We start from the raw sequence: 11,101 nt of genomic DNA on the forward strand, positions 1-11,101 counted from the left end.
CGCTCAGTGACACCCTGTGACTGGGCATTTCGAGTTGGCATCATCCGACAGATGACGTGCTCAGCACGGGGTGGTGCTCAGGGGGCACGGAAGTCCTTCGTTTCCGGGTACGTCACGTGGGTGCAGCCGCGCCGCTTCGTGATGTCGTCAACGTACGCGCGGAACAGGGCCGACAGCGTCTGGGGGCCGAGCACGTTGTCATAGGTGTAGCTGGAGCTGAGGGTGTGCAGGGCGGGCTTGCCGTCGCAGATGGAGGAGGCCCACCACGCGCCGCTTTCGTGTCCGGCCGTTCCCGCTGTGATGATCTTGTCCTCGCCAAGGGCGACGTATCCCACCGTGTGCGCCTCTGCGTCGAAGTAGAAGGCGGTGCGCAGCCACCACGGCGAGTGAGTGAGCGCACTGCGTGCGGAATCGTGTTCGTCGTCGGGCAAGCCGTCGTCGATACGGCCCACTTGGTCGGGGCTGACCGCTAGAAGGCAGCTTTCGGTGGGGGATGCGTCCAGGGCAGGTGTCGCGAGGGCACGGTCGGGCAGCCGGCCTTGCCCTTGCTCCTGGATGTGTCGGGCAAACCAGCGGCATGAACCGTCCGTCGCCTGCGCGGGGCGGAGGCCAGACGGTACGGACGGCAACTGGTGGTCAGGCAGGGCGGGCAGCTGGCTCTGGCAGCCGATCCGGTCGGTGAGCGCCTCGGTGGCCGAGTGGGCGATGTGGGCGAGGCGCTCACGGTCCGCTGCGAAGACGTCGTCGTAGTCGGCGCTGGCCGTAACGTTCAGCAGCTTCGGGGCCGTCGCGCGGCTGCCGGGGCCGCACTCGGCGCGGATGGTGGTGTACCAGTTTCCGTACCGGCCCAGGGTGCCATCACCCATTGGTCGCGGTTCGGGGCGCCGCTCGGCGATCGCGGTGACATCGGATTTCTGACTGCCGAGACTGTCGCGAAACGGCTCGAGATCGTTGTCGTCACCGATCCAGTGCAACGGCTTGGAAATGTTGCTGACCCGCACCGTCAAGGTGAACAGGCCCGTGGTCTTGCCGGGACCAGGCACCTTGTAGACAGTGCAGGAACCGGGCAGCTCGTCCACATCGAGCCTGAACTTGTGGTAGTCGCTGGCTTCTGCCCGGACCATCCCGCCTTGCAGGTCCATCACCGCGGCCCCGGACACAAGCCGATCGCACGCCGCGCTGATGTCGCGCTCGCTGGAAGCACGGTCCCGGATGTCATCGAACGTCAACCAGCCCGCGTACAGACTCAGCCCGATCCCGCCACACGCAGTCCACTGCCACAGCCTGATCCACCCAGCGCGCATCGCGCACTCCCCTCGGAACCCGTCCGGCGCGATCACTGCCGCCCGGGCACCGAGCGTAGATGTCCGGTCTCAGGCAAGCCGAGGCAGGGTGCTGACCCGCAAATGCCGCAACGTGCACGGAATGACTTGCTGCACGTCATGTCCGGGGCCGGGTGTGACTGAGCGCGTCCACACGCCAGGGGTACCCCGTCACCTGCCGGAAAGCCCGCGCGCCGACTGAACTGCTCGCTGGCGCCAACTCAAGTGCACAAGTGCCAACCGAGCTGCAAGGTCACAGGATCAACATCGCGAATGGGTGTGACCGGACAGGTCAGTTTGCAAACTCGCCACCCGAAGCAGCTGGCCACAACGCTTCTGGACACGGCTGTATGCGAGTCGCCGGACACTGAATCTTGCGAGGGGGAGCCCTCGGCCCGCCCGGCCGGGCACAAAGCGCCAGGCCGCACGGATCCGCCGTCTCGCAGCCCATGGCCAGGGCGGCCCCATGCCCTCGCCCGACCAGATCACCGAGCATGCCGAGCGGAACCTCAGCCGCATGGGCCAGAGCGGCGGGCGGGCCGCTGAGGAAGCCAGTTCAACCCACACAGGCTTCGAGGGTCCGGTGCCTACATTGCAACTTCGGGTAGACCAGGCCGACTTCGATCGGCATGGGCTTCCCGGCCTTCCCGTCCACCACCGTCTGGCAGCTGTGGCCGGATATGCCGAGCATCGGGACGAGGACGGCCTTCGGAATGTTGCTGCAGCGCACAAGGTCGGGCCCGCTGTAGTCGCCGTAGACCTGGTTGGCGGCACCGTCGCGAGTGAGGATGCCCTTGCGAGGTTCAGCGCTCCACTGGACCGGCCTTCCGTGGGCGTCCGACGCTGGGCCCACGATGACGTCCCACTCGACCTCCAGGCCCTCGAACACACTCACGCACACGGCCTCGGCGCCGTCCTTCAACACGAGGTCGGCAGGGCACCGGGCGGTGGTCTCCCCGTCGGTGTTGGCCATGTCGATCGTCTTCCCGCGCAAGCCGGAGGCAACGACCTCGTGGAAGACGTCCCCGGGCTGCGCCCACGGCATCGGCAGGTCGGACGGCTGCCGGACCGGATTGGCGACGGCCTGGGGCAGTTCCGGGAAGGAGTAGTCCTGCGCACTGTCGTCCGAACCGACCCCGCAGGCCGTGAGGATCAGACCCAGGCCACCTATCGCCGCAACGATCCTCTTCGTACGCATGCCTGAACCCTAGTCGGCGCTACCCCACGCTCGGTGGTCCTGCGGCGGCCGCGGGGGGCCTGGCCTGCACTTCGGGCAAGCGTCCGCCCCCTGCTCTCCGAGCCGACGGCATGCCCGGCCCTGCGCGGCGCCCGGGATGCGGGCCAGGCCGCACGGGTCCAACCTCCTCGCACGCTCCGGTCCGCAAGATTCGGTGTCCGTTCGCAGAGTGTGCTGTCCTATGACTGAGCGCAGTAGATGGCCCGTCCGGCCAAGTGCGCGCTCAGAACGTCCCGAGGCCTTCACTCGGGGAGCGGTTCCGGGGCCGGAGTCGATGCGGATCCTTGCCGCCCTGGCGACCCGCCCACGGGCACCGGCTGAGGTGCCAGTAGCGTCCGTTCCATGATCGCCCTCGATGCCCTCGTCCGCCTCTGCCCGCCGCCCGCCGATCCGCCACCCGCTGTGGACTGGGCGCAGGCTGAGCGCGCCCTGGGTGCGGCTCTGCCCGCCGACTATAAGCAACTCGTCGAGACATACGGCGACGGCATCTTCGACGACACGATCTGGCTACTCGTCCCCGACTCCGCCTACAGCGACTGCGACCTGCACGCGCAAACGACGGAACGGGACGAGATCTTGGCCGACCTGTGGGAGTTCGAGGCGAAGCCTGCCGGCCTGCGGGAGGCGGGGGCTCGGGTCCTGCCGTGGGCATTCGAGGAGGGCACGGGGGCCTTCCTGTACTGGCTGGCGAGGCCTGGCCAGCATCCTGATGAGTGGACCGTGCTCTACAACGAGGGCCGCGGCCCACGGTGGGAGGACCACGGCATGGGGTGCTTGGCCTTCTTGCTGGCAGTGCTCACCGGAACGGCGGAGACGGAGTACTTCGGCTATCTCTACGACGTGCTGAAGACTGAGCACCGCTTCGCGACAGCCGACCAGGCCCTCGGAACGCCCCGCCGCTGACGCCGTCCGAGCGCCGTACCTGGCCAGTCCGGCCAAGTAGCCGCTCAGATCCGGCGGCGCCGGCGGGCTGTCAGTCGCCGCGGAGGCCCCACTCGTCGAGGCCGCCGTAGACGTGAGCTTCGAGGCACTGAGGGGCGTCAAGACCGACGGCCTCGCCACGGTAGAGGGCGATCATCGAGTCCTTGCCGCGCCACCAGGTGTCGGTCAAGCCCTGCACTTCGGGCACAGGCTCGTACCCGCCGAGGTCCAGGGACTCGACGGCCTTGCCGGTGATCTTAGTGATGGCCCTGGCCCAGCGTCCCACGTGGGCAGCCAGCGCCAACGATTCGACCCATCCGTCTGTGCTGGCGTGCAGTGGTGTCCAGCGGTAAGCGTCGATACCGAACGCGCCGTCGGGGCCGATCATGAATCCGTAGGCCATGGACACCCGGCCGCTCCCGGCCGGGAAGCACCAGCCCTCTGTGGCCGAGCCCTCAGGGCAGTCGGCGTCCAGGATGCGCGGGCCGCCCTCGTAGAACGGGGCCGGCGGCAGGGCAATCCCACCCCAGCGGTCCTGGAAGTCTGCGGCCCGGTCGATCTCCGCAGCGGGGATCCCATGCCCGATCCACGCGTCGCGGTGGTGCCGGATGCCCTGCCGAGGGACACGGATGCCGTCCACCTCGACGAACCTCTGGGCCCTGCGGCTCAGGCCGACAGGCGCGATCGGGATCGGCGATACGGAGTTAGCGGCCATCACCGCTGCTCGTTGCTGCTGGAGGGGAGACAGGTCATGGCGATGGAGCCTAGCGACGGGCTCCGGCACCACCTCAGCCGGAGCCCCCTCGTGGCCGCTGCCCTGCGGGCCGGCTATTACGCTCACCCCGGGCCGTCCAGAACGCTCAGGGGCCAACTACGGCGCCACAGAAGTGAGACTGAGCGCTTGAGTTGGACCGTTTGAGCGTCGGTGTTGGCCCGCAGGGTAGCGGCCTGACTTCTCACCTGCAGGGTCTTCGCGGGAAGTGGTACAGGCGGGCTGTGCTGGGGGCATAGAGGAATCGGTACGTACGCCGGGGGTCGAGTCCTGGCCGGTGTGGTCGCACAGCTGCACCCTGGCTATAGGTGCGGCAGGATCGCTGGCATCACGTCCTGGAAGGTGCGGCCGTTGCCCGGCGCGCCGATGGCGGTCATCCGCCAGCTGGCACCGGACCGGTGAACCTTAGCCATGATCTGCATGTTGTGCCGGCCGCCGCCGCTGAGGGTGTAGCGGGCCAGCTCCTGGCTGTTGGCCTCGTCGACTAGGCGGCAGAACACGTTCTGTACCTCCTGGAAGGTCTGGCCGGTGAACGAAGTCGCGGTGAAGACGATCTGGTCGATGTGGGCCGAGACGCGCTGCAGATCGATCAGGATGGACTCCTCGTCGCGTCGTCCGGCGGTCTGCTGGACCGAGCCATCGTCGCTGACGAGGTGCTGGAAGAACACGATATCGACAGGAACCTTGTCAGCGAACAGGACTGCCGCCATGTCGAGGTCGATCTCCCGGTTCCGCTTGCCGAACAGCCTGCGGTGCGGCGCGGCCTGCCATCCGAGCCCCAACCGCACCACCGTGAGGGTGCCGCCCTGCTCCTCCAGGCTGATGGCCTGCCCCTTGGACAGATGCACCCTGCTCGACCCGGGGGTGGAGACCACGGGCGTGAGCGGAGTCGTGGAGGGCATTGTGGGGAACGGGGTGGACTTGGCTGCTCGCGGCGTCGGCGCGCGTGCCGCGTCGAGTCGTCGCAGGGCCTGGGAGAGGCTGGCAGCGTTCGGGTACCGCTGGGTGGGGTCCTTGTGCAGCAGGGTCAGCACGAGGTCGTCCCAGGCGGATGGGATACCCGTGGACACCGAGCTGGGTGTGGGCGGCTCCTGGGTGAGGTGAGCCGAGAGGTAGCCCACGCTGTCGGGGGCGTGGAACGGCAACTTGCCAGTGATCAGCTCGAAGAGCAGGCAGCCGAGCGCGTACAAGTCGCTGCTTGGTTCGGGGAAGCCACGTGCTTGTTCGGGGGCCATGTACGGGGGCGTGCCCACGATGAAGCCGGTCCGGGTGAGGCGGTCCGCGGTCGCGTAGGGGTCGGCCGCCCTCGCGACGCCGAAATCGAGGACTTTCACGATGCCTGAAGGCGTGATGAGGATGTTGGACGGCTTGATGTCCCGGTGCATGATTCCGGCGTCGTGCGCGTCAGCGAGCGCGTCGCATATCTGCCCGCCCCATCGGGCAGCGTCCGGCAAGGTGACGGCGCCTCGGCTCAGCATCGCGTCCAGGCCCTCGCCTCGGATCAGCTCCATCACCAGGAACGGGGCCTTGTTGTCCCCGGTGCCGGTCTCGCCGAGGTCGTGGACGGTCACGATGTTGGGGTGCTGCAGTCGGGCGGTGATCCGTGCCTCGCGCAGGAACCTGGCGCGTGCCTCGGTGCCGCGGCTTCCACCGCCGGCGAGCAGTGAGATCACCTTGACCGCAACGAGTCGTCCCAGCGTCTCGTCCTGCGCCTCCCACACTTGCCCCATACCGCCCTCGCCGAGCTGCCGCACCAACCGGTAACGGCCCCCAAGGAGTTGATCTCGCACTGCTGCGCCCCCGTTTCGAACACTTCTGTCCCTCCCGCCGACGAACCGGCGCGATGGGGATCAGGCGCGACCGCGAAGACGACACGCCCTATACCCGGAAACCTGTCAAATGGCAGGGGTGTTCGCCAAGGGGGCCCACCCCGGTCCGGGCTCCAGACGACCGGCGATATCTCCGGATTGATGACCTACGGTGCGACGAGATCTTCCAGGGCGCAGCTGTGCCCTGGACGGGCTCCGGCTCAACGGCTTGCGTAGCCGAAAGCTCCATGCACTCAGCACAGCGGGCCATCACGGTTCCCCCACCCACCTCACCGGACGACCCCGCAGGTGAGAGCGACGGTCGTTACCCTACGGGCCATCTCGAACGCTCAGCGGGGCCAACTCAGGCCACTACTGACCATTCGACACGCGCTGAAACTTATCCATAGGACCGCCAGGTGCGCAGGTGCTCGGTGATGCGGGCTGCGGTGCAGCGTGGGTCATAGAGCTCGTGGGCCAGGGCGGTGAGCTGCTCACGGTTGGGGTCTACGGGGATGCCGCTGGCGTTCAGGTACATCACGGCGGTCGCGCAGGCGACGGTGAGGTTGGAGCGCTCCAGCCAGCGGCAGCGGCCGAGGTTATGGACCAGGGCTGCGGCGCGGGCGTAGGGCCCGCCGTACACGGGCTGTTCGAGCAGTTCGGCGCGGTGGCGGGCGACAGCGGCGATCGGGACACCGAGGTCATCGGGCGCCGGGTCGCGGTGGCCGGCGCGTTCGGCGACTTCGAGGATCCAGGACAGGTCGACGTGCAGGGACATGCTCACGCAGCGGCGCCCCGGGCATTCGGGGCGGGGGCGTGCTGCGTGTCGAGGTCGGCTTCGAGGTCGGCGAGGAAGTCGCCGTGGTGTTCGATGAGGCGCTGCGCCGCGGCCATGCCGGCTGCGCGGGCGCCGGTGGTGTCCTCGGCGATGAGGCGTTCCACGTACCTGTTGAAGTCCAGGCCGCGTGCGGCCGCGGCGTCCTTTCCAGCGGCGAGTACCTCGGGCGCCAGCCGGAGCTGTGTCTGCTTCCTGTCGCTGCTCATGCCGTAAAGGTAGCAGGGTGGTAGCAGGCGGGCGAGAGGTTCAGGGAAGGGCGAGGGCTGCCCAGCGGGCCGGGCTTCGAAGTCGGGCGCGCACCGGGCAGCACCGTCCAGGATCTCACCGTCACGGGGCTGGCACCGGATGGCCCGGGTGCGTCCAAGGCAGAGCCAGGCCGTCTCCGCAGGTCCGCGGCACGACGGCAGGTGGGAAGGTACGGGGATGAGTTTCCGGCTGGCGGCGTACGCCGTGCATCAAGGGCGGGCGGGTGCTGCTCGCCCATCACGTCTCGAAGAACTGGACTCTTCCGGGCGGCAAGGTCGAGCACTCGGAGGATCCGTTCGACGCGGCGATCCGGGGGGTTGCTGGGGAGACCGGCTGCGACGCGGTGGTCGAATGCCTGCTGGGCGTGGACTCGAGGGTGATCCCTGCGGCCGCCCCGCGTGCGGGAGTCGAGCAGCAGAATGTCGGCATCTTCTACCAGGTCCGTATCACCGGCGGCCGACTCCGGCCCGAGCCGAACGGCGAAACCGCCAAGCCGGTCTGGACTCCGATCCCCGACGTCGCTGGCCTGCACCGGTCATCGCTGGTCGACGTCGGTCTCGCCCTGGCGCGGACCGTTCCGGCGACCGGCCACGTCGCTCCCGTCCAGGTCGGCGGCCTGATCCAGCACTGACGCCACCAGCAACATCTACCTGGCATGCTCGACCGTCATTTAGCCCACTGATCCGCCAGACAGTCTCTAATCCCGAAGCGCTTGACGGTCCAGCGGCCTATCGTCGAGGAATAGTCAAGACCTGTGGATCGGCGTGCCACGCTCTTCTTCTCGCCCGCCGTGTCGCCGATCACGCTGACCTTCCACCTTCTTGGCCGTGGTAGAGCCCCTGGGTCGTATCCGGGGCGGTCTGACTCCAGGAGTCCAAGGGCGATGAGTCTCGCCGTGGTTGCCAGTCTGTATTCCCAACACGCGATCAACCGCACTCGAGGAGAGCATCATGACCGCTACCTACACATTCGACGTCTTTTCCAGCCTCGACGGCTTCGGCGCCGCCAGCGGCAACTGGACCGGCTACTGGGGCAAGCAAGGCCCCGAGCTCCTCGACCACCGCCTCGCCCTGTACCGCGAGGAGCAGCGGATGGTCTTCGGGGCCAACACGTATCGGGCGTTCGCGCGGATGCTGGCCTCGAGCACCGAGGAGTCCGAGGTGCGTGACCCATGGGTCACCCGGATGAGGAACCTGCCGGCAACGGTGGTGTCGACCACACTGGAAGGATCCCTCGACTGGCCGGATGCGAACGTCGTGAGCGGCGATGCCGTCGACGTCGTCGCTCGGCTCAAGGAGGAGTCCGAGGTACCGTTGCGCTCGCACGGCAGCCTGTCGATGAACCGGGCGCTGATGGCCGCCGGTCTGGTCGACCGCGTCCAGGTGACGCTCTTCCCTGTGATCACCGGTCAGACCGGGCTGGACCCGGTCTTCCAGGGCGCCGCCGACTTCGACCTCGAGCTGATCGAGCGCCGGACGCTCGACGGCCACATCCAAGAGCTCATCTACCGGCCCACCCTGCATGTCTGAGTCCATCCATGCACCCCACCCCGTCAAGCAGCCGAACCTGACCGGAAGATCCCGCTGACCGACATGCCGACGGTGAGGTTCAGTACGCGGACCGGCTCCCCTGCTCACCGGTGCGGGCGCGGGTGTCAGCCGCCCGCCCGGAGCACCGCTGCCACGAGCGGCCCCGCCGACTTGCCTCCGCGCCCGCCCTGTTGCACCACCGCCGCCGCGGCCAGGTCGCCGCGCCACGCGGTGAACCAGCCGTTGGGTTTCTTCTGACCGTCGACCTCGGCCGAGCCCGTCTTGCCTCCGATGTCCGAGCCCAGGCCCGCCATGGCCTCGGCGGCGGAGCCCGACGTCGCGGTGTAGCTCAGCAGTTCGTGCAGGTGCGTCTGCGCGGACGCGTCCAGCTTGCGCTGAGCCGTCGCGAGTGACCGGTCATCGACGTCGGGCGAGACCAGATACGGCTGCCGGAAGATGCCGGTCTTGGCCGTGGAGATGATGGACGCGACATTGAGCGGGTTCATCCGTACCCCGCCCTGCCCGATGAGCGATGCCGCCATCTGCGCATTGCTCTGCACCGGCACCGCGCCGTCGAAGCTCGACACCCCTGTCGACCAGTTGTTCAGGCTCAGCCCGAAGACCTGCTGGGCCTGCTTGGTCAGATCGTCGCCGTCGAGCTTCTCGGCCTGCGTGATGAAGGCGGTGTTGCAGGACGCCGCGAAGCTCGAACGGAACGTACCGTTCTTGATCTCGAACTTCTCGACGTTCTGGAACTTCCAGCCGCCGTACGACGCGTACTTTGGGCACGGATGCTGCTTGTCGATCGACGCGAGGTCCTTCTCCAGCAGCATCGACGCAGTCACGATCTTCATCGTGGAGCCGGGTGCCAGGGACCCCTGGAGCGCCGTGTTGTAGCCATGGCTCGAATTGGCCGCCGCGAGGATCTCGCCCGTCGACGGCTTCATGACGACGACGGACGCCCACTCGCGTTCGCCGACTTCGTGCTCGGCGGCCGCCTGCGCGGTCGCGCTGAGCGTGGTCCGCAGCGTCCCGGGTATGCCCTTGGACACTGTCAGCAGCGTCTTGCTGGGGGGCTGATCCTTGCTCTCCTCCGCGCCATGCTCGCTCTTCTTCGCGCTGTCCCCGTGGACCACCCGCAGCTCGACCCCTGCCTTACCCCCGGCCTTTCTGCCGTACTTCTCCCGCAGGCCGTCCAGGACGGTGCCGAGCGAGGGGTACTTCGCCGTGGTGAGCTCCGCGCCGTTCCGGTCCACTGCCTTGACCGGCGGGTCCCCGGCCTCGCCCGTGACCAGCGTGTCGTCCTCTTTAAGGTCCGGGTGCACGACGGACGGCTGCCAGCCGACCAGCGGCTTGCCGTCCTCGGCCCGGACGACCGTGAGCTCGGAGTCGTAGGTGAGGGGCTTGCTCTTCCCCTTGTACGAGACCGTGGCCGAGGCCCTGAACGTCACCTTCGGCCCGGACGCCTTGCCGCGGGTCAGCGTCACCTCATCAATGTGCGCGTCCTTGCGGTATCCGGACAGCGCGGCCCGTGCCGCCGCTGTCCGGTCCGTGAACGCCGCGGCCTTCGCGGCGTCGCCCCGCTGCCAGGCGGTGAGGAACCCGTCGGCCGTGGCCCGGACCTCCGCGGCCGTCACCGGGCCTGCTGTGAGTGTCTTCGCATGGCCGTCGGCCGTGCTGTCCTCGCCCGCCGCGTCGCCGCTGTACATGCTGTACGCGGCCAGCCCCGCCCCGCCCACGACCACCGCGACCACCCCGCCGATCACGGCGGGGTTCGTTCTGCTGCGCGCGGCGCGCTTTCTCTTGCCCACAAGTCCTCCGCTGTTCTCCGCTCCCCAGGCTCCTCACCGAGGCCCCCACCCTAGCCTCGCGCTTTCATGTGCGTGCTCGTCCATGCCTTGATCAAATAAGCGGAGAGTGCTGCTGACCTGCAACGATGGGACTTGTCTAGGGTCCTGTTGGCTGCACGGAAAGAAGCACTCTCCAGGTGAGCAAGCGTATCGGGTTGTACCCGCGTGTCCGTGTCGAGGGCGGTGGCAGAGGGACGGTCTCGCAGGCCGGGGTGGTGCTGCTGGTCGAGACGGTCCGCAAGACGGGGCTGGACGGTGCGATATCGGCGGCGCTGGCGCCGTGGCGCAAGCCGCGGGCGGTGCATGACCCGGGCAAGGTCCTGCTGGATGTCGCGCTCGCGACGGCTCTGGGCGGGGACTGCCTGGCCGATGTCGCCATGCTGCGGGCCGAACCGGGCGTGTTCGGGTCGGTGGCGTCCGACCCGACGATCTCCCGTCTCATCGACGCTCTCGCCGCGTCCGGGCCGAAGGCCCTGACCGCGATCCGGTCGGCGCGGGCAGAAGTACGGTCGCGGGTCTGGGGGCCGGCCGGGGCGAACGGTCCGGCCGCCGACGCTCACGTGATCGTGGACATCGAC

General features: G+C 68.4%; 10 protein-coding genes and 2 pseudogenes. 4 read left to right on the forward strand and 8 right to left on the reverse strand.

All coding sequences use genetic code 11. From position 1 onward, the window contains the following. Positions 1-77: 77 nt before the first annotated feature. Together J7I98_RS08075 and J7I98_RS08080 are read right to left on the reverse strand one after the other, a co-directional pair. Positions 78-1,229: a hypothetical protein gene (locus J7I98_RS08075; RefSeq protein WP_251020316.1), complete on the reverse strand. Its 1,152-nt coding sequence runs from the start codon at positions 1,227-1,229 to the stop codon at positions 78-80. 649 nt (positions 1,230-1,878) lie between these two features. Continuing rightward, complete coding sequence (locus J7I98_RS08080; RefSeq protein ID WP_214919921.1) at positions 1,879-2,520, reverse strand: hypothetical protein; 642 nt, start codon at positions 2,518-2,520, stop codon at positions 1,879-1,881. A 381-nt stretch (positions 2,521-2,901) separates the two neighbouring features. Here J7I98_RS08080 and J7I98_RS08085 point away from each other — a divergent pair, with 381 nt between their 5' ends. Further along, positions 2,902-3,462: an SMI1/KNR4 family protein gene (locus J7I98_RS08085; RefSeq protein WP_251020317.1), complete on the forward strand. Its 561-nt coding sequence runs from the start codon at positions 2,902-2,904 to the stop codon at positions 3,460-3,462. Positions 3,463-3,532: 70 nt separating this feature from the next. On the opposite strand, the gene J7I98_RS08090 is transcribed toward J7I98_RS08085, so the two are convergent. The 5 genes and pseudogenes from J7I98_RS08090 to J7I98_RS08110 all read right to left on the reverse strand — a co-directional run bounded on the left by J7I98_RS08090 (position 3,533) and on the right by J7I98_RS08110 (position 7,104). After that, complete coding sequence (locus J7I98_RS08090; RefSeq protein ID WP_214919922.1) at positions 3,533-4,195, reverse strand: hypothetical protein; 663 nt, start codon at positions 4,193-4,195, stop codon at positions 3,533-3,535. 359 nt (positions 4,196-4,554) lie between these two features. Further along, a complete protein-coding gene (locus J7I98_RS08095; protein ID WP_214919931.1) occupies positions 4,555-5,154 on the reverse strand; it encodes a TerD family protein in 600 nt (199 codons plus the stop codon). Positions 5,155-5,256: 102 nt separating this feature from the next. Beyond that, positions 5,257-6,042, reverse strand: a pseudogene (locus J7I98_RS08100) (serine/threonine-protein kinase); the annotation flags it as partial. A gap of 418 nt (positions 6,043-6,460) precedes the next feature. Beyond that, positions 6,461-6,838: a fic family toxin-antitoxin system, toxin component gene (locus J7I98_RS08105; RefSeq protein ID WP_214919932.1), complete on the reverse strand. Its 378-nt coding sequence runs from the start codon at positions 6,836-6,838 to the stop codon at positions 6,461-6,463. Between the two features lie 2 nt (positions 6,839-6,840). Then, positions 6,841-7,104, reverse strand: a complete 264-nt coding sequence (locus tag J7I98_RS08110) for a hypothetical protein (RefSeq protein WP_214919923.1) — start codon at positions 7,102-7,104, stop codon at positions 6,841-6,843. A 217-nt stretch (positions 7,105-7,321) separates the two neighbouring features. Between J7I98_RS08110 and J7I98_RS08115 the strand changes: the two are divergent. Both J7I98_RS08115 and J7I98_RS08120 read left to right on the forward strand, forming a co-directional pair. Beyond that, positions 7,322-7,775 (forward strand): annotated as a pseudogene (locus J7I98_RS08115) (NUDIX hydrolase). Between the two features lie 319 nt (positions 7,776-8,094). After that, complete coding sequence (locus J7I98_RS08120) at positions 8,095-8,673, forward strand: dihydrofolate reductase family protein (RefSeq protein WP_214919924.1); 579 nt, start codon at positions 8,095-8,097, stop codon at positions 8,671-8,673. Between the two features lie 125 nt (positions 8,674-8,798). Here the strand turns inward: J7I98_RS08120 and J7I98_RS08125 are convergent, their stop codons facing one another. Then, positions 8,799-10,484, reverse strand: coding sequence for a penicillin-binding transpeptidase domain-containing protein (locus tag J7I98_RS08125; protein WP_214919925.1), 1,686 nt, complete (start codon positions 10,482-10,484; stop codon positions 8,799-8,801). A gap of 176 nt (positions 10,485-10,660) precedes the next feature. Between J7I98_RS08125 and J7I98_RS40850 the strand changes: the two genes are divergently transcribed. Next, positions 10,661-11,101, forward strand: a 441-nt coding sequence (locus J7I98_RS40850) for a transposase (RefSeq protein ID WP_308377703.1), incomplete at its 3' end; no start/stop codon positions are given.

Source organism: Streptomyces sp. ISL-98 (assembly GCF_018614055.1).
Lineage (GTDB): Bacteria > Actinomycetota > Actinomycetes > Streptomycetales > Streptomycetaceae > Streptomyces > Streptomyces spiramyceticus.

What these genes read in the sequence shown, in the direction of transcription:
- J7I98_RS08080 (WP_214919921.1), bottom strand. Translation starts at nt 2,520, where the DNA reads ATGCGTACGAAGAGGATCGTTGCGGCGATAGGTGGCCTGGGTCTGATC.
- J7I98_RS08085 (WP_251020317.1), top strand. Translation starts at nt 2,902, where the DNA reads ATGATCGCCCTCGATGCCCTCGTCCGCCTCTGCCCGCCGCCCGCCGAT.
- J7I98_RS08090 (WP_214919922.1), bottom strand. Translation starts at nt 4,195, where the DNA reads ATGGCCGCTAACTCCGTATCGCCGATCCCGATCGCGCCTGTCGGCCTG.
- J7I98_RS08095 (WP_214919931.1), bottom strand. Translation starts at nt 5,154, where the DNA reads ATGCCCTCCACGACTCCGCTCACGCCCGTGGTCTCCACCCCCGGGTCG.
- J7I98_RS08105 (WP_214919932.1), bottom strand. Translation starts at nt 6,838, where the DNA reads ATGTCCCTGCACGTCGACCTGTCCTGGATCCTCGAAGTCGCCGAACGC.
- J7I98_RS08110 (WP_214919923.1), bottom strand. Translation starts at nt 7,104, where the DNA reads ATGAGCAGCGACAGGAAGCAGACACAGCTCCGGCTGGCGCCCGAGGTA.
- J7I98_RS08120 (WP_214919924.1), top strand. Translation starts at nt 8,095, where the DNA reads ATGACCGCTACCTACACATTCGACGTCTTTTCCAGCCTCGACGGCTTC.